The following is a 17804-nucleotide window of genomic DNA, read 5'->3' as shown; positions in this document are numbered from 1 at the left end:
TGAGAAGCGCGCCTCAAACCTAACGGGGGCTCCTCATGACCGACAAGGTTGCAGTGATCACCGGCGGCAGCCGCGGCATCGGCCGCGCCACCGCAATCGCCGCCGCATCGCGCGGCTTCAAGATCGTCGTCGGCTACGCGTCGAACGAGGCCGCGGCTCAGAGCACGGTCGCCGCGATCGAGGCCAAGAACGGCAAGGCGATCGCGGTGAAATGCGATGTCGGCCGCGAGCACGACATCCTCGCGTTGTTCAAGGCGGCCGACAAGTTCGGCACCCTCGGCGCGCTGATCAACAACGCCGGCATCGTGGGCCCGACCACCCGTGTCGACGAGATGAGCGCCGAGCGCATCGAGCGCTTGATGGCGGTCAATGTCACCGGCAGCATTCTCTGCGCAAGAGAGGCCGTGAAGCGGATGTCGACACGGCATGGCGGGCAGGGCGGTGTCATCATCAACCTGTCGTCGGTCGCGGCCAAGCTCGGCTCGCCCAACACCTATGTCGACTATGCGGCGTCGAAGGGCGCGATCGATTCCTTCACCGTCGGCCTCGGCCACGAGGTCGCCAATGAAGGCATCCGCGTCGCCGCCATCAGGCCGGGCCTGATCGATACCGAAATTCACGCCTCCGGCGGTGAGCCCGATCGGGCGCATCGTCTCGCTCCCAATGTGCCGATGAAGCGCGTCGGCACCGCGGAGGAAATCGCAAATGCCATCGTCTGGCTGCTGTCGGACGAGGCTTCCTATGTCACTTCGGCCATTCTCGACGTGTCGGGCGGACGCTGACGACCGTCATCATCTCTGACTACAAAGCTTACGGAACATTCGATCATGGCTACTTACGATCTCGTCGTCATCGGCACCGGCCCCGGTGGTTATGTCTGCGCCATCCGCGCGGCGCAGCTCGGCATGAAGGTGGCCGTGGTCGAGAAGAACGCGACCCTCGGCGGTACCTGCCTCAACGTCGGCTGCATGCCCTCGAAGGCGCTGCTGCACGCCTCGGAATTGTTCGAAGAGGCCGGGCACTCCTTCGCCAAGATGGGCATCAAGGTGTCGGTGCCCGAGGTCGATCTGCCCGCGATGATGAACTTCAAGCAGCAGGGCATCGACGGCAACGTCAAGGGCGTCGAGTTCTTGATGAAGAAGAACAAGATCGACGTGATCGTGGGCAAGGGCAAGATCCTCGGCACCGGCAAGGTCCAGGTCACGGCCAATGACGGTGCTGTTCAGACCGTCGAGACCAAGAACATCGTGATCGCCACGGGCTCCGATATCGCGCGCCTCAAGAGCATCGAGATCGACGAGAAGCGCATCGTGTCGTCGACCGGCGCGCTGGCGCTGGACAAGGTGCCGTCGAGCCTGCTCGTGGTCGGCGCCGGCGTCATCGGCCTGGAGCTCGGCTCGGTGTGGCGCCGCCTCGGCGCCAAGGTCACCGTGGTCGAATTCCTCGATCGCATCCTGCCCGGCATGGACCTTGAGATCGCCAAGCAGTTCCAGCGCATCCTCGAGAAGCAGGGCTTTGCGTTCAAGCTCGGCGCCAAGGTGACCGGTGTCGATACGTCCGGCGCGACGCTCTCGGCGACGATCGAGCCGGCTGCCGGTGGCGCTGCTGAGAAGATCGAAGCCGACGTCGTGCTCGTCGCCATCGGCCGCGTGCCCTACACCGATGGCCTCGGCCTGCAGGAAGCCGGCGTCGTGCTCGACAACCGTGGCCGCGTGCAGATCGATCATCATTTCGCGACCAGTGTGCCCGGCGTCTACGCCATCGGCGACGTCGTCGCGGGTCCGATGCTCGCGCACAAGGCCGAGGACGAGGGTGTCGCCGTTGCCGAGATCCTCGCCGGCCAGGCCGGGCATGTGAACTACGACATCATTCCGGGCGTGGTCTACACCACACCGGAGGTCGCCTCTGTCGGCAAGACCGAGGACGAACTCAAGCAGGCTGGCGTTGCTTATACCGTCGGCAAGTTTCCATTCACCGCGAACGGCCGTTCCAAGGTCAACCAGACCACTGACGGCTTCGTGAAGATCCTCGCAGATGCGAAGACCGACCGCGTGCTCGGTGCTCACATCATCGGCCGCGAGGCCGGCGAAATGATCCACGAAGCCGCCGTATTGATGGAGTTCGGTGGCTCGGCCGAGGATCTGGCGCGCACCTGCCACGCCCATCCGACCCGCTCGGAGGCCGTCAAGGAAGCTGCACTTGCAGTGGGCAAGCGTGCCATCCACATGTGATCGACGCCCGGCGGCGTGATCGGCAGGTGCGACAAAACGCCTGCCTGACACGTTGAACCAATTGGCAAGACGCGAGGTCGCATTGTCATGGCGGCCTCGATGCTGAGGCCGGGGCCGAGATGGAGTGCCATGCTGCGCCGCCTGCTTCAGCCGTTCTGGATCCTGCTCGCGATCATCTTCCTGATCGAAGCATGGCTGTGGGATCATCTCGAGCCGATCGTAGCGCGCATCGTCGCGGCGATTCCGCTGCGCAGCCTCAAGCACTGGCTCGCCGCGCGCATCGAGACGCTCTCGCCGGCGCTGACGTTGATCGTTTTCGCCGTGCCGGTCGTGCTGCTGTTTCCGCTGAAGCTGCTGGGCATGTGGCTGTTGATGCATCACCAGTGGAAGCTGGCGCTGGTCACGATCATCTTCGGCAAGATGGTCGGCGTCGGCATCACCGCCTTCATCTTCGACGTCACGCGCGGCAAGCTGCTGCAGATGGGCTGGTTCGCCTGGCTCTATGAGGCCGTGCTGACGCTGCGCCGGAAGGCGGCCGAGCTCGTCGATCCGATCAAGCAGCGCATCCGCGAAATCATCGGTGACCTGCTGCGCGGCAACACAAGCGGCTGGTCGTCCCGCGTCGTTCGCCAGATCCTCCGCTTCCGCCGCAGCGTGCAGGCGCGCTGATCAAGCACAGCTCTTGCGCGGCTCCGGTCGCCTGATCCCAACCGGCGTCATTCCGGGGCAATCGTCCGCGTGCGGACGATTGCCCCGGAATCCCGAGATTGTTGAAAATGAGCGCAAGCCAAGCTCGGGATTCCAGGTTCAAGGCCTGCGGCCTTGCCCCGGAATGACGGGATGTGCGGCTTAGGAGATCAGCCGCCTTCGGCATTAATGCAAATGCAGCAGATGCGGCTGGAACAGGCCCAGCACCGTCATCGCGATGCCGACCAGCGCCAGCGCGCCGGAGGCCCAGGCGAGCACCAGCATTCCGGTGATGATCGTCGCCGATGCCAGCACGATGCCGATCTGGAAGGCGGCCGAGGCGAGCTCGTAGTGGTGGTACTTGGCGGTGGCGAGGTCGCGCTCCTCCTCGGCATGCTTGGCGCGCGCGGCGAGCTGCTCGCTGCCTTCACCGGTCTCCGGCTCCGAGCGGTAGCGCGCGGCATTCTTCTGCCAGTCGTCGATCTGCTTTTGCAGCGCAGCCTTGGTGGTCTCGTCGGGCAGCGCCGGCAGGTTCAGCTTGCCCTGCTCTGCCGCGGTCTGCACCACCGTGCGTCGCACCGTCTTGGCCTGGAAGAACGCCCAGAGATTGGAGGCCTCGACGTTCTTGCTGATCGATTCGGTCTGCGCGCCCTTGCCGAGCGTCTCCGACAGCGCCAGGAACAGCGCGATCACCGAGATCAGCAGCGCGATCTTCTTGTTCGAGCCTGACGCGTGCTCGGCATGCTCGGCATGCTCCATGCTCTCATGTGCGCCCATTTTGACCTCTCCCGAATGAACCCGGCGCACGATTGCCGGAACAGCGGAGTCGGTGCAAGGGGGGCGGCCGAACTTGAGGTGACGTTAAGGGATTTGTGTTCTGGCGCGCGCTAGGCTGTTGCCATGGAATTGGCTGATTTGTTCGCGGCGGCGTTCTGGCCGCTGATCATGTTGATCGCTCTGTGGCTGTTCGCGATCCGTGAGCAGGTCTCGCGCAACACTCTCATGACGGCCGGCGCCTATACGATCGGGCCGCTGCTCATGACGCTGTTCCTGCTCGAAAAAACGTCAGTCTACGCGGTCCTTGATCTCTATGTTCTATCGATCCTCCTGGGTCTGCTTCTGATATGGCAAGCGACCGCCATTGCGCCGCCAGGCGGCGCCGCAATGGCGAAGCCTTTGCAGACTCCCGTGAGCCGGGTCGGTGGCGTGCTCGCCGGCGTGGTGCTGGTCTGGGTGTCGAGCCACCGGCTGCTGCCTGACCTTCTTGAGTCCCGGCTGGTGGTCCAAGGCGTCGCACGGGCCGGCCGGGGGAGCGGCCGTCATCCCGACTACCTGGCCTATATTGGCAATCGGACGGTCAAGGTCACGACACCTGTCTACGAGCGTCTGCAAGACAGCCCCTTCGTGCGGGCCGAAGTCGGCCGAGGCACCAACTATGTCTACAGGATCGAAATGCGGACCAACTAGGCTAGACCATCACCGCCGCGGATGCGCCGACGCGTAGACCTGCAGAAGCCGTTCAGAATCGATGCCGGTATAGATCTGCGTCGTCGACAGCGAGGCGTGGCCGAGCAGCTCCTGGATCGCGCGCAGATCGCCGCCGCGAGACAAGAGGTGAGTCGCGAAGGAATGGCGCAGCGCGTGCGGTGTGGCGCTGTCCGGCAGGCCCAGCGCGCCGCGCAGCCGCTCCATCGCGAGCTGGATGATGCGCGGGCTGAGGGGCCCCCCCTTGGCGCCGAGAAACATCGGGCCATCGGCGGGCAGCGGGTAGGGACACAGCCGGGCGTACTCGTCGATCAGCGCAAGCACGTTCTGCAGAACAGGCACCATGCGGGTCTTGTTGCCCTTGCCGGTGACGATCAGCACGTCGCCTTCGCCCGGCCGCGGCACCTCGCGGCGCTTCAGGCCGAGCGCCTCGGAGATGCGCAGGCCGGAGCCGTAGAGCAGTGCCATGACGGCGGCGTCGCGCGCCAGCACCCAGGTCTCGCGCGCCTCGCCGGCGCGCTCGTCGGCGTCGGCGAGCCGCTTGGCGGAGTCCATCGGCAGCGGCTTCGGCAGGCTCTTGGCGATCTTTGGCGCCCGCACGCCTGAAAGCGCGCCGACCTTGCCCTTGCCTTCGCGCTCGAGGAAGCGGCCGAACGAGCGCAGGCCCGCCAAGGTCCGCATCAGGGAGCGTCCGGCGATGTCGTCGGCGCGGCGCATCGCCATGAAGGCTCTGACGTCGGCGGCCTCCAGCGCGGCGAAGCGCGCCAAGGTGACCGGCTCGCCCCAATGGGTGCAGAGGAATTGCAGGCATTGCCGAAGGTCGCGCGCATAGGCCTCGACCGTCTTCGGCGACAACCGGCGCTCGCTCTTCAGATGCGCCAGCCACTGCATCATCGCGCGGACAACGCCGTCGTCGGCGCCAAGGAGATTGGGGGCCTGGGGCGCGTCGTCTGCGTTTGCTTCAATTTCAATACGCGTGGATTGGTTTTTTGCCATGGCGCTCCGGTGCCCGCGAATGGATCGACGGCTTGTGGAGCGATGTCTGCCGCGAGCTCGGTCTGCGCCTCTCCCCGCTTGCGGGGAGAGGTCGGATTGCATCGAAGATGCAATCCGGGTGAGGGGGTACAGGTCTCACGGCGAACACTTCCCGTGCGTCTGCCCCTCACCCCAGCCCTCTCCCCGCCCTAGCGAAGCTTCGCTTCGCCCTGGCGGGGCGAGGGAGCGCAGCGGCGCTCACGGCGACAAGCTCGGTCTCAACCCGTCGATTCATCTATATATATCGCATCGTCGTCCTTTACCGTTCGCTAACTTTGCCGGGCGGCTTTCGCTTCCATCCGAGCAAGGCTATCTCCGCCCTCATGGACCGCCCGACCGATCTCTTTCCTGATGCAACCCGTACGGCCGGCGTGGTCGACGTGCTGGTTCCGGTCGCGCTCGATCACACCTATTCCTATCGCGTGCCGCGCGGCATGGATCTGAAGCCGGGGGATGTCGTCGGCGTGCCGCTGGGGCCGCGCGAGGTGCTGGCGGTGGTGTGGGCGGAGAATGCCAATCCCGATCCGCGCCTGCACAACCGCCTCAAGGACGTCAGCGAGAAGCTCGACGTGCCGCCGCTCAAGCCCGAGCTGCGGTCGCTGGTCGACTGGGTCGCGAATTACACGCTGTCGCCGCGCGGCATGGTGCTGCGGATGTGCCTGCGCATGGGCGAGCATCTCGGGCCGGAGCGCGTCCGCCTCGGCGTACGGCTGGTGGGTGAGCCGCCGAAGCGGCTGACGCCGGCGCGGCGGCGGGTGATCGAAGCGGTCTCGGATGGCCTGCTGCACGGCAAGTCCGACCTCGTGCGCGAGGTCGGCGTCTCCGGCAGCGTGATCGACGGCCTGGTCGACGAGGGGACCCTGACCGTCGAGGCGATGCCCCGCGCGCTGCCGCCGCCCGCGCCGGATCCGTCCTTCGCGCAGCCCGAGTTCTTCGATGCGCAGCTGGCCGGCGTGAAGGCGATGCGTGAGCTCGCCGCCGATGGCGGCTTCCAGGTCGCGCTGCTCGACGGCGTCACCGGCTCCGGCAAGACCGAGGTGTATTTCGAGGCCGTGGCCGAGACCGTCCGCCGTGGCCGGCAGTCGCTGATCCTGATGCCGGAGATTTCGCTGACCGGGCAGTTTCTGGAACGCTTCTCGCGGCGCTTCGGCGTGCGTCCGCTCGAGTGGCATTCCGAGCTGACGCCGCGCACCCGCCAGCGCAATTGGGCGGCGATTGCCGCCGGCGAGGCGCCGGTGGTGGTCGGCGCGCGCTCGGCGCTGTTCCTGCCCTATGCCGATCTCGGCCTCGTCGTCGTCGATGAGGAGCACGACCAGGCCTACAAGCAGGACGAGGGCGCGCATTACCACGCCCGCGACATGGCCGTGGTACGCGGTCACATCGCCAAATTCCCCGTTGTGCTGGCCTCGGCCACGCCGTCGGTCGAGACCGAGGTCAATGCGCGCAAGGGCCGCTACCAGCGCGTCGCGCTGCCGTCACGGTTCGGCGGCCAGCACATGCCGCATATCGAAGCCATCGACCTCCGGCGCGAGCCGCCGCCGCGCGGCCGCTACATCTCACCCCGGCTTGCCGGCGAGATTCGCACCGCGATCGAGCGCGGCGAGCAGGCGCTCTTATTCCTGAACCGCCGCGGCTATGCGCCGCTGACCTTGTGCCGTGCTTGTGGCCACCGCTTCGCCTGCACCATCTGCGACGCCTGGCTGGTCGATCATCGCTTCCGGCAGCGGCTGGTCTGTCACCATTGCGGGTTCTCCATGGGGCGGCCGCCGACCTGTCCGCATTGCGCGGCCGAGGAGTCGCTGGTCGCCGTCGGGCCCGGAGTCGAGCGGTTGCAGGAGGAGGCGGCGGCGCTGTTTCCGGACGCCCGCAGCATGGTGCTGTCGAGCGACCTGATCACCTCGATCGAGACGATGCGCGCCGAGCTGACCGAGATCGCCGAAGGCAAGGTCGACCTGATCATCGGCACCCAGCTGGTCGCCAAGGGCCATAACTTTCCGCGGCTCAATCTGGTCGGGGTGGTCGACGCCGATCTCGGCCTCGGCAATGGCGATCCGCGCGCCGCGGAGCGCACCTGGCAGCTCCTGAACCAGGTGATCGGCCGTGCCGGCCGCGAGCAGGGCCGGGGGCGCGGTTATCTGCAGACCCATCAGCCCGAGCATCCCGTGATGAAGGCGCTGATCGCCTGCGACCGCGAGGCCTTCTACACCAGCGAGATCGATGCGCGCGAGCGCACCGGCTATCCGCCGTTCGGGCGGCTGGCGAGCCTGATCATCTCGGCCGGCGATCGGCCGACCGCGGAAGGGTTTGCAAGACGGCTGGTGGCGTCAGCGCCGCAGGAGGAGGGCGTGCTGCTGCTCGGCCCGGCCGAGGCGCCGCTGGCCGTGATCAAGGGCCGCTACCGTTTCCGGCTGCTGCTCAAGTCGGCGCGCAATTTCGATCTGTCGGATTACTTACGCCACTGGCTGGCGCATGCGGAGAAGCCTCGCGGCAACCTCAAGCTCGAGGTCGATGTCGACCCGCAGAGCTTCTTGTAAGGGGCGGGCACCACTCTCTCCACCGTCATTGCGAGGAGCGAAGCGACGAAGCAATCCAGAGTCCCGATCGGGCCCCTGGATTGCTTCGCTGCGCTCGCAATGACGCGCGGATAGATAGGTGACTTACGACACGACCTCGGCGGTCACGCGGCCGACGCCGGAGCGGGTCAGGCCGATGGCGCGGGCGGCGCCGGTCGAGAGGTCGAGCACGCGGCCGCGGATGAACGGGCCACGATCATTGACGGTGACGATGACGCTGTTGCCGCCATGGGTGACGCGCAGCTTGGTGCCGAACGGCAGCGAGCGGTGGGCGCAGGTCATGGCGTTGGCGTTCATGCGCTGACCGGAGGCGGTGCGGCTGCCGGACTCGTTGCCGTAGTACGACGCCATCCCGGAGAAGGTGCGGCCGGTGCCGGACGTCGGCGCGACGGATGCGTTGGAGTTCATCCAGGACGAGTTGTTCGACCAGCCGTTGGAGAAAGAGTCGGCTGCGGGCTGAGCAGCCTGGCGCGCGTGATGATGATGGTGGCGCGCATGATGATGGTGATGCCTGGAGCGGGCCGAGGCTTCGGTCGCGGTGCCGCCGACGATCAACGTGACGGCAACGGCGAGCGCGGTACGCGAGCCGGCGATCTTGCCAGCCGAGAGGTTCTTCAGTTTCAGCATCTAGATCAGTCCCTCGAAACAGTATTGCTGCGTTCTGCAGCCAGTGGACCCCCGTCAGGTATTGAGGCGCGCGCCGTTTGATGGCGCAATGAGGCGCGAATGGGGCAGTAGAAATTGTTCCGCTCGTCTCGAATTATCTTGGGACTGGTGTTCTACGTCACATAAAATTCCGTAATCCGACGATTTAACACTTAATTAACTCTTTAATATTTGTCATTACTGTTGAGTTAAGTCCTCGTTGAGCTTGATAGCCTCTTGACAAGTAATCCTGCCGGAAATCGGCAAACGGCACCCAACCCTACCGGAGCACCATGCAAGGCCATGCCCGCATAGCGGCCATGCAGCAACAGCTGGAACCGAGCGCGCTGGAGGCGGTATCGCAGTCGGGTCCGGTGGACCCCGCGAGGGGGAGCGAATTCACCGCTCGCGCCGTGCGCTTGCGCCGCGGCAACAACGTGCCGAATAGCGGGCCACCGCTTGTTGCGGCTGCGCGTACGCTATGTTAGCAAAGCGCCGCTTTTCGTGATCAAGCCGCTCCCGCGGCGATCGAAAATCAAAGTCCTGCTTGAATTCCAAGGGCTTAACTGGTTTGCACCGCAGCGGTGCGCCGGTTTCCCTCTTGTGGGTTGGGCACTTATATAAAGAGCGCGCCTGTGGCTGCTGAAGATCCCTCCGTATCCGGTGTGTCCGGTCGTTACGCGACGGCCCTGTTTGAGCTGGCCCGTGACGAAAAGTCCGTCGATGCGGTCAAGGCCGATCTCGACAAGTTCAATGCCCTTCTCGATGAGAGCGCTGACCTGAAGCGTCTTGTCCGCAGCCCGGTGTTCGGTGCGGAAACGCAGCTCAAGGCGCTCAATGCCGTGCTCGACAAGGCCGGCATCGGCGGCGTCGCCGCGAATGTCCTGCGGGTGCTGACCAAGAACCGTCGTCTGTTCGCAGTCGCCGACGTGATCCGCGCCTTCAACGCGCTGGTCGCCAAATACAAGGGAGAGGCCACGGCCGACGTCGTCGTCGCCGAGCCGCTCTCCGACAAGAATCTCGACGCCTTGAAGGCCTCACTGAAGACGGTGACCGGCAAGGACGTTGCGCTCAACGTGAAAGTGGATCCAGCGATCATCGGCGGGCTCGTCGTCAAGCTCGGCAGCCGGATGATCGACAGTTCGCTTCGCACCAAACTCAACTCGATCAAGCACGCGATGAAAGAGGCAGGCTGATGGACATCCGCGCCGCGGAAATTTCCGCGATCCTCAAGGACCAGATCAAGAATTTCGGGCAGGAAGCCGAAGTCACCGAAGTCGGACAGGTGCTGTCCGTCGGTGACGGTATCGCCCGCGTCTACGGTCTCGACAACGTCCAGGCCGGCGAAATGGTCGAGTTCGAGAACGGCACCCGCGGCATGGCGCTGAACCTCGAGACCGACAACGTCGGCGTCGTCATCTTCGGCGCCGACCGCGAGATCAAGGAAGGCCAGACCGTCAAGCGCACCCGCGCCATCGTAGACGCGCCGGTCGGCAAGGGCCTGCTCGGCCGCGTCGTCGACGCTCTCGGCAACCCGATCGACGGCAAGGGCCCGATCCAGTTCACCGAGCGCAAGCGCGTCGACGTCAAGGCGCCCGGCATCATTCCGCGCAAGTCGGTCAACGAGCCGATGGCCACCGGCCTGAAGGCGATCGACGCGCTGATCCCGATCGGCCGCGGCCAGCGCGAGCTGATCATCGGCGACCGCCAGACCGGCAAGACCGCGATCGCGCTCGACACCATCCTGAACCAGAAGCCGCTCAACGCCCAGCCTGACGAGAAGATCAAGCTGTACTGCGTCTACGTGGCCGTCGGTCAGAAGCGCTCGACCGTCGCCCAGTTCGTGAAGGTGCTGGAAGAGCAGGGCGCGCTGGAATACTCGATCGTAGTCGCCGCGACCGCGTCCGATCCGGCCCCGATGCAGTATCTGGCGCCGTTCACCGGCTGCACCATGGGCGAGTACTTCCGCGACAACGGCATGCACGCCGTCATCATCTATGACGACCTCTCCAAGCAGGCCGTCGCCTACCGCCAGATGTCGCTGCTGCTGCGCCGTCCGCCGGGCCGCGAAGCCTATCCGGGCGACGTGTTCTATCTGCACTCCCGCCTGCTCGAGCGCGCCGCCAAGCTGAACGAGACCCAGGGTGCCGGTTCGCTGACCGCCCTGCCGGTCATCGAAACCCAGGCCAACGACGTGTCGGCCTACATCCCGACCAACGTCATCTCGATCACCGACGGCCAGATCTTCCTGGAGACCGACCTGTTCTTCCAGGGCATCCGTCCCGCCGTGAACGTCGGTCTGTCGGTGTCGCGCGTCGGCTCGTCGGCGCAGACCAAGGCGATGAAGAAGGTCGCCGGCAAGATCAAGGGTGAGCTGGCGCAGTACCGCGAAATGGCAGCCTTCGCGCAGTTCGGCTCCGACCTCGACGCGGCGACCCAGCGCCTGCTGAACCGCGGTTCGCGCCTGACCGAGCTCCTGAAGCAGCCCCAGTTCTCGCCGCTGAAGATGGAAGAGCAGGTCTGCGTGATCTGGGCCGGCACCAACGGCTATCTCGACGGTCTTCCGCTCAACAAGGTTCGCGCCTTCGAGGACGGCCTGCTGTCGCTGCTGCGCGGCAAGCACGCTGATCTCTTGAACACGATCCGCGACACCCGCGATCTGTCGGACGACAGCGCGGCCAAGCTGAAGGCTGCGGTCGAAGGCTTCGCCAAGACCTTCTCCTGATCGATCGGGAGGCGGTGGCCGGGTGACCGGCCACCCCCACGTCATCAGACGTGGATCAAGACGTCACGCCAGGCGCACGGCCTGGCGCTTGAGATTTAGATGGGTTGAGCGGCCAGATCCTTTTCGAGATCGGTCGCCGGGGTGAGCTAACGAGCCATGGCGTCACTGAAAGATATGCGGGTCCGCATCGCCTCGACCAAGGCGACGCAGAAGATCACCAAGGCCATGCAGATGGTCGCGGCCTCCAAGCTGCGCCGCGCGCAGATGGCGGCCGAGGCGGCGCGTCCCTATGCCGAGAAGATGGATGCCGTCATCTCGAACATCGCGGCCGCCTCCGCCGGCTCGCCGGCGAGCTCGAAGCTGCTCGCGGGCACCGGCCGCGATCAGGTTCACCTGCTGCTGGTCTGCACCGGCGAGCGCGGCTTGTCCGGCGCGTTCAACTCGTCGATCGTGCGTCTGGCACGCGAGCGCGCGCTGGCCCTGATGAACCAGGGCAAGGAAGTGAAGTTCTTCTGCGTCGGCCGCAAGGGCTACGAGCAGCTGCGCCGCCAGTTCGAGAAGCAGATCATCGCGCATACCGATCTGCGCTCGGTGCGCCAGATCGGCTTCGTCAATGCCGAGGACATCGCCAAGCAGGTGATCGCCCGCTTCGACGCCGGCGAGTTCGACGTCTGCACGCTGTTCTATTCGCGCTTCAAATCGGTGATCTCGCAGATCCCGACCGCTCAGCAGATCATTCCGCTGGTGGTCGAGGCGCCCGCCGCCAACGCTGCGCCGGTCGCGCTCTACGAGTACGAGCCGGAGGAGGACGAGATCCTGTCCGCGCTGCTGCCGCGCAATGTCGGCGTCCAGATCTTCCGCGCGCTGCTCGAGAACAACGCCTCGTTCTACGGCGCGCAGATGTCGGCGATGGACAACGCCACGCGCAACGCCGGTGAGATGATCCGCAAGCAGACGCTGGTCTACAACCGCACGCGTCAGGCGATGATCACCAAGGAACTGATCGAAATCATTTCGGGCGCCGAGGCGGTCTAACCGCTCAGCGTCTGGGTTAAGCAAACACGTTCAATTCTCGCGGTCGAACCGGCCGCGGCCCGAAATTCGGATCGTAAGGAGAGAGATGAGATGGCTACCGCAGCCAACCAGATCGGTCGCGTCACCCAGGTGATCGGCGCTGTCGTCGACGTTCAGTTCGAAGGTCACCTGCCCGCAATTCTCAACTCGCTGGAAACCAAGAACGGCGGCAACCGCCTCGTGCTCGAGGTTGCGCAGCATCTCGGTGAGTCCACCGTGCGCGCGATCGCGATGGACACGACCGAAGGTCTTGTCCGCGGTCAGGAAGTGACCGACACGGGCTCCCCGATCCGCGTTCCCGTCGGCGAAGGCACGCTCGGCCGCATCATCAACGTGATCGGCGAGCCGATCGACGAAGCCGGCCCGGTCAAGGCCGACAGCGTCCGCGCCATCCACCAGGAAGCGCCGAGCTACACCGACCAGTCGACGGAAGCCGAGATCCTCGTCACCGGCATCAAGGTCGTCGACCTCCTCGCCCCCTACGCCAAGGGCGGCAAGATCGGCCTGTTCGGCGGCGCCGGCGTCGGCAAGACCGTGCTGATTCAGGAGCTGATCAACAACGTCGCCAAGGCGCACGGCGGTTACTCGGTGTTCGCCGGCGTGGGTGAGCGTACCCGCGAGGGCAACGACCTCTATCACGAGTTCATCGAGTCCAAGGTGAACGCCGATCCGCACAATCCGGATCCGAGCGTGAAGTCGAAGTGCGCGCTGGTGTTCGGCCAGATGAACGAGCCGCCTGGCGCCCGCGCCCGCGTCGCGCTCACCGGTCTGACCATCGCGGAAGACTTCCGCGACAAGGGCCAGGACGTGCTGTTCTTCGTCGACAACATCTTCCGCTTCACCCAGGCCGGCTCGGAAGTGTCGGCGCTGCTCGGCCGTATTCCTTCGGCGGTGGGTTATCAGCCGACCCTCGCCACCGACATGGGCGCGCTGCAGGAGCGCATCACCACCACCACCAAGGGCTCGATCACCTCGGTGCAGGCCATCTACGTGCCGGCCGACGACTTGACCGACCCGGCGCCGGCGACCTCGTTCGCGCACTTGGACGCGACCACCACGCTGTCGCGCTCGATCGCCGAGAAGGGCATCTACCCGGCCGTCGACCCGCTCGACTCGACCTCGCGCATGCTGTCCCCGCTGGTCGTCGGCGAGGAGCACTATTCGGTCGCCCGTCAGGTGCAGCAGGTGCTCCAGCGCTACAAGGCGCTGCAGGACATCATCGCCATCCTGGGCATGGACGAGCTCTCGGAAGAGGACAAGCTGACCGTGGCGCGCGCCCGCAAGGTCGAGCGCTTCATGTCGCAGCCGTTCCACGTCGCCGAAATCTTCACGGGATCGCCGGGCAAGTTCGTCGATCTCGCCGACACCATCAAGGGCTTCAAGGGCCTGGTGGAAGGCAAGTACGACCACCTGCCGGAGGCTGCCTTCTACATGGTCGGCACCATCGAAGAGGCGGTCGAGAAGGGCAAGAAGCTGGCCGCCGAGGCGGCCTAAGCGAAGGGTGAACAGGGAGTAGCGAATAAGACTATTCGCCGCTCCCTTCTCAACTCGCTCTTCGCCACTCGCTATCAGCAGGTTTCCTCATGGCTACTTTCCACTTCGATCTCGTCTCGCCGGAAAAGATCGCCTTCTCGGGCGAGGTCGATCAGGTCGACGTCCCCGGCGAGCAGGGTGATTTCGGCGTGCTCGCAGGCCACGCGCCGTTCGTCGCCACCTTGCGTCCGGGCATCCTGACGGTCACGACCGGCGGCTCGCAGCAGAAGATCATCGTGCTCGGCGGCCTCGCCGAGATTTCGGAGAAGGGTCTGACCATCCTCGCCGACGTCGCGACGTCGCTGAAGGAGCTGGACCAGACTGCCTTCGCGGCCGAGATCTCCGGCATGGAATCGAAGCTGAACGAGAAGCAGGGCAACGAGCTCGATCGCGCGATCGAGCGGCTCGATCACTTCAAGACGATCCAGCAGCAGCTCAACACGACGGCGCTGCACTGATCGACCAACGACGTCTGAACGACCGTTCATGGCCGGGCTCAGCCCGGCCATTTTCGTTTGGCGGTTCGAACGTGCCGCGCGCGGGAATGACTACTTCAAAGGGATGCGGGTTGCGTGCTCACGGATCTGATTGCATGCTCCCGGCCGTTCGAGCAGACGTGGTGACATGGCAGAGCAGATCGTCCTGAAGCGCAAGATCGCGGCGATTTTCGCAGCCGACATCGCCGGCTATTCGCGCCTCGTCGCAGAGGACGAGGAGGAAACGCTGCGGCGTCTCGCGGCCTATCGCGAGGTCGTCGACGACTTCATCGCCCGCGCCGGCGGCCGCATCTTCAACACTGCGGGTGATGCCGTCCTCGCGGAGTTCCCGAGCGCCGTCGAGGCCGTGCGTTGCGCGATCGACATCCAGGAGAGCCTGCGGACGCGCAACATGGCGTTTCCGCCGAACCGGCAGATGAGCTACCGCATCGGCATCACCATCGGTGATGTCGTCGAGCGCAACGGCGATCTGCTCGGCGACGGCGTCAATATCGCAGCCCGGCTCGAATCCCTCGCCGATGTCGGTGGCATCTGCATCTCGCGTACCGTGCACGAGCAGGTCGCCAACAAGCTGTCGGTGCAGTTCGCCGACATGGGCGCCCGCGAGGTCAAGAACATTCCGACGCCGGTGCATGCCTATCGCGTGGCGATGCGCCGCGAGGATGGCACTTACGCGCCGGTGCCAAAAGACGGCAGGCTCCGCGGCGTGCGGCGCCTGTTGGTCATGGCGGCTGCGGCGGCCGGGGCGCTCGTCGCGATCGCTGCCGGAACGTCCTTCTATCTCGATTACCGTGAGTCCAAGCCCGTGCAGCGTGACGCGGCCAAGGCCGCCGCGGAAGCGCTGGCGCGGCTGTCCGCCAAGCCGGCGTCGCCGACGCCGGAGGCGGCCTCGCCATCACCTGGATCAACCGCTTTGCCGGCCGGACAACCCAGCCCGGCCCCTCAGCCGGCGGTGTCGCCGTCCTCGGCCTCGGCCGAAAGATTCGCGCCCGAGGCAGTGCCGTTCATCAGCGAGCGCACCCGCATCGCGCTGGCGCGCGACTATGTCCCGGCTCCGTCGCACAAGGCCTTCGCAACCACCATCAATGGTGTCAGCGCCTATGTCAGCGGACAGGCCAGCGAGGAGGCCGCCAAGACGGCGGCGCTCGAGCAGTGCCAGCAGCGCGCCGAAGCCTCGAACGGTCCACGCAAATGCGAGCTCTATGCCGTCGGCGACGACGTCGTCTACGCGCATAGCAGGCCGCCTTTGCCGCCGCAGCCCTGGGTGCGTCATGACCCGCTCACCGAGCGCGCCTTCAGCGCGGCGGAGATGCCGCTGATTCGTGACACCGGGCGTGACCGTCTGGCGGCGAATTACGGCACCGCGCGGCGCACCAAGGCGATCGCGCTCGGGCCGGGCGGGCAGTTCTTCTACAGCGTCGGCGGCGATCTGGTCGACGATGTAGTCCGGCGCAATCTCGAAGCCTGCGGTGCGCAGGCCGGAACCGCCTGCATCATCGTGGCGCTGGACGATACGTTCGTGGTGCCGGTGCCGACGGTGATGAAGGCGACGGGCTTCTTCCACGTCGCCAGCCACACCGCGATCGCTGCAGAGTCCCGCGATGAGGTCGCGCGGCGCCTCGCCGCCGCAAGCTCGGGTTGGAATGCGATCGCGGTCGGGACCGCCGGCCATCCCGGCTACGGCCTGAACGGCGATCGCGAGGAAACCGCGATCGGCGGCGCGCTGGCCGATTGCGCCACGCGCGACAGCGACTGCCGCGTCATCGCGATCGGCCCGTTCACGGTCGAGGATAATTAGTAAGGCAGCGAGAGAGCCGTCGCGCGGTCATAGATCAACGCGCATTCGACCACGACACGAGATCAGGACCGTAAGCGCGTTCAAAGTGCCCGTGAATGTGCCCTCTCCCCTTGTGGGAGAGGGCATGTAGGACACAGCGGCAAGCTCAGTTGGATGAGGGGGCTCTCTCCATGAGCGTCGCTAGCGGAGAGAGACCCCTCACCCAACAGTGTATGTTGAGAGGCTGCACATGCCCTCTCCCACAAGGGGAGAGGGCGCTGCATCTGGCAGCGTACCGATCATTTCGTACTTGCTTCACTCACGCAGCCAGATGCGCGAACGCCTCCGCCACCGCGCGATACACCTCGCGCCGGAACGGCACCACCAGATCCGGCACGCGCGCCAGGCGCTCCCAGCGCCAGGCGTCGAACTCAGCTGGCTGGCCGTTGCGCGGCGTCACCGGATCGATGTCGGCCTCACGTCCGGTGAAGCGCATCGCGAACCATTTCTGGCGCTGGCCGCGAAAGCCGGCGAGCCGGTGGTTCGGATCCTCGAATGGCGGAAACTCGTAGGTGAGCCAATCGCTTTCGGCGAGAATGTCGGCGTCGCGGATGCCGGTCTCCTCCCACAGCTCGCGCCGCGCCGCCGCCTGCAGGTCCTCGCCCGGATCGACGCCGCCCTGCGGCATCTGCCATTCCAGACCGGGCAGCACGATTTCCGGCCCGTCGTCGCGGAAGCGGCGTCCGAGGAAAACGAGGCCTTCGGCATTGAGCAGCGCGATGCCGACGTTCGGGCGGTAGGGTCTGGTTTCGGTCATGCTCGCATCCAGAGGACTTCGTCACCCATAGCAACGCAGCGTGACGGCGTTGTCGCGACGGATCTGCAGAGATTCTTTGCAGTGCAAGCGTATGGCACGCTTTGGCCAGCGCGTCGCGAGTCCCCTGCGATGGCGAATCAGGTGCCGGCGAGAGGGGTGAATTCCTTGACCACGCGCTCATAGACCGGCCGTTTGAACGGCACGATCAGCGTGGGCAGATTCCGCATCGGCTCCCAGCGCCAGTTGATGAACTCGGCCTTGTGGTGGCCGCCGCCGGGACGCTCGACGTCGATCTCGGCGTCCTTGCCGGTGAAGCGCAGCGCGAACCATTTCTGGCGCTGGCCGCGGTAGCGGCCCTTCCAGGCCCGGCCCGCCACGGTGCGGGGAATGTCATAGGTCAGCCAGTCGTCGATCTCGGCCAGCTTCTCGACCGAGCGCACGCTGGTCTCCTCATACAGTTCGCGCTTGGCGGCCTCCCATGCGTCCTCGCCCGGATCGACGCCGCCCTGCGGCATCTGCCAGACATGGGTGTCGTCGACATGCTCGATGCCGCCGGCACGGCGACCGATGAAGACCAGCCCTTCCGAGTTGATCAGCGTGATGCCGACGCAGGTGCGGTAGGGCAGGTCCTCGTAGCGAGTCATTCCGTCTCGGCCTTCCTGCGGTGCTCCGCGCATCATTGCACGGGCCCCGCTCACGTCGCCGTCTCGGCGGCGAACGCGCGT

The 17804-nt window shown here is 65.7% G+C and carries 16 protein-coding genes; 11 read left to right on the top strand and 5 right to left on the bottom strand.

Features of this window, described 5'->3' with window-relative positions; all coding sequences use genetic code 11:
• Positions 1–35 precede the first annotated feature (35 nt).
• The 3 genes from NLR35_RS29500 (at position 36) to NLR35_RS29490 (ending at position 2900) form a co-directional block, all read left to right on the top strand.
• Complete coding sequence (locus NLR35_RS29500) at positions 36–782, top strand: SDR family oxidoreductase (protein WP_257170048.1); 747 nt, start codon at positions 36–38, stop codon at positions 780–782.
• A 45-nt stretch (positions 783–827) separates the two neighbouring features.
• On the top strand, positions 828–2231 hold the full coding sequence (gene lpdA, locus NLR35_RS29495) for a dihydrolipoyl dehydrogenase (protein ID WP_257170047.1): 1404 nt from the start codon (positions 828–830) through the stop codon (positions 2229–2231).
• 129 nt (positions 2232–2360) lie between these two features.
• Positions 2361–2900 (top strand): hypothetical protein, encoded by a 540-nt coding sequence (locus NLR35_RS29490; RefSeq protein ID WP_257170046.1) that lies wholly within the window; start codon positions 2361–2363, stop codon positions 2898–2900.
• A 204-nt stretch (positions 2901–3104) separates the two neighbouring features.
• Here the strand turns inward: NLR35_RS29490 and NLR35_RS29485 are convergent, their stop codons facing one another.
• On the bottom strand, positions 3105–3695 hold the full coding sequence (locus tag NLR35_RS29485; protein ID WP_257170045.1) for a DUF4337 domain-containing protein: 591 nt from the start codon (positions 3693–3695) through the stop codon (positions 3105–3107).
• 123 nt (positions 3696–3818) lie between these two features.
• Between NLR35_RS29485 and NLR35_RS29480 the strand changes: the two genes are divergently transcribed.
• On the top strand, positions 3819–4385 hold the full coding sequence (locus tag NLR35_RS29480) for a hypothetical protein (RefSeq protein WP_257170044.1): 567 nt from the start codon (positions 3819–3821) through the stop codon (positions 4383–4385).
• A gap of 9 nt (positions 4386–4394) precedes the next feature.
• Here NLR35_RS29480 and NLR35_RS29475 read toward each other — a convergent pair whose 3' ends face one another.
• Entirely contained in the window at positions 4395–5297 is a 903-nt protein-coding gene (locus NLR35_RS29475; RefSeq protein ID WP_257170043.1) for a tyrosine recombinase XerC, read from the bottom strand.
• Positions 5298–5761: 464 nt separating this feature from the next.
• Here NLR35_RS29475 and NLR35_RS29470 point away from each other — a divergent pair, with 464 nt between their 5' ends.
• Positions 5762–7972 (top strand): primosomal protein N', encoded by a 2211-nt coding sequence (locus NLR35_RS29470; RefSeq protein WP_257170042.1) that lies wholly within the window; start codon positions 5762–5764, stop codon positions 7970–7972.
• A 123-nt stretch (positions 7973–8095) separates the two neighbouring features.
• On the opposite strand, the gene NLR35_RS29465 is transcribed toward NLR35_RS29470, so the two are convergent.
• Positions 8096–8638 (bottom strand): septal ring lytic transglycosylase RlpA family protein, encoded by a 543-nt coding sequence (locus NLR35_RS29465; RefSeq protein ID WP_257170041.1) that lies wholly within the window; start codon positions 8636–8638, stop codon positions 8096–8098.
• A gap of 653 nt (positions 8639–9291) precedes the next feature.
• Here NLR35_RS29465 and NLR35_RS29460 point away from each other — a divergent pair.
• From NLR35_RS29460 to NLR35_RS29435, 6 genes are all read left to right on the top strand, one after another.
• Positions 9292–9852: a F0F1 ATP synthase subunit delta gene (locus NLR35_RS29460; protein WP_257170079.1), complete on the top strand. Its 561-nt coding sequence runs from the start codon at positions 9292–9294 to the stop codon at positions 9850–9852.
• Positions 9852–11381 (top strand): F0F1 ATP synthase subunit alpha, encoded by a 1530-nt coding sequence (gene atpA, locus NLR35_RS29455; protein ID WP_006609210.1) that lies wholly within the window; start codon positions 9852–9854, stop codon positions 11379–11381. Before NLR35_RS29460 ends, atpA begins: the two co-directional genes overlap by 1 nt.
• 156 nt (positions 11382–11537) lie before the next feature.
• The gene (locus tag NLR35_RS29450; RefSeq protein WP_257170040.1) at positions 11538–12416 is read left to right on the top strand and encodes a F0F1 ATP synthase subunit gamma; all 879 of its coding nucleotides are present in this window, start codon (positions 11538–11540) and stop codon (positions 12414–12416) included.
• Positions 12417–12506: 90 nt separating this feature from the next.
• The gene (gene atpD / locus NLR35_RS29445; RefSeq protein WP_257170039.1) at positions 12507–13949 is read left to right on the top strand and encodes a F0F1 ATP synthase subunit beta; all 1443 of its coding nucleotides are present in this window, start codon (positions 12507–12509) and stop codon (positions 13947–13949) included.
• A gap of 89 nt (positions 13950–14038) precedes the next feature.
• Positions 14039–14446 carry a F0F1 ATP synthase subunit epsilon gene (locus NLR35_RS29440; RefSeq protein WP_257170038.1) on the top strand — a complete coding sequence of 136 codons (408 nt, stop codon included), beginning with the start codon at positions 14039–14041 and terminating at the stop codon, positions 14444–14446.
• 166 nt (positions 14447–14612) lie between these two features.
• The gene (locus NLR35_RS29435; RefSeq protein WP_257170037.1) at positions 14613–16283 is read left to right on the top strand and encodes an adenylate/guanylate cyclase domain-containing protein; all 1671 of its coding nucleotides are present in this window, start codon (positions 14613–14615) and stop codon (positions 16281–16283) included.
• Between the two features lie 298 nt (positions 16284–16581).
• Here NLR35_RS29435 and NLR35_RS29430 read toward each other — a convergent pair whose 3' ends face one another.
• Positions 16582–17079 carry an RNA pyrophosphohydrolase gene (locus tag NLR35_RS29430; protein WP_257170036.1) on the bottom strand — a complete coding sequence of 166 codons (498 nt, stop codon included), beginning with the start codon at positions 17077–17079 and terminating at the stop codon, positions 16582–16584.
• Between the two features lie 137 nt (positions 17080–17216).
• On the bottom strand, positions 17217–17723 hold the full coding sequence (locus tag NLR35_RS29425) for an RNA pyrophosphohydrolase (protein WP_257170035.1): 507 nt from the start codon (positions 17721–17723) through the stop codon (positions 17217–17219).
• Positions 17724–17804 lie beyond the last annotated feature (81 nt).

This window comes from Bradyrhizobium sp. SRS-191 (genome assembly GCF_024586915.1).
Taxonomy (GTDB): Bacteria; Pseudomonadota; Alphaproteobacteria; order Rhizobiales; family Xanthobacteraceae; genus Bradyrhizobium.
Note: the sequence above shows the minus strand (reverse complement) of the source record. Positions and strands in the feature narration are given on the sequence as shown.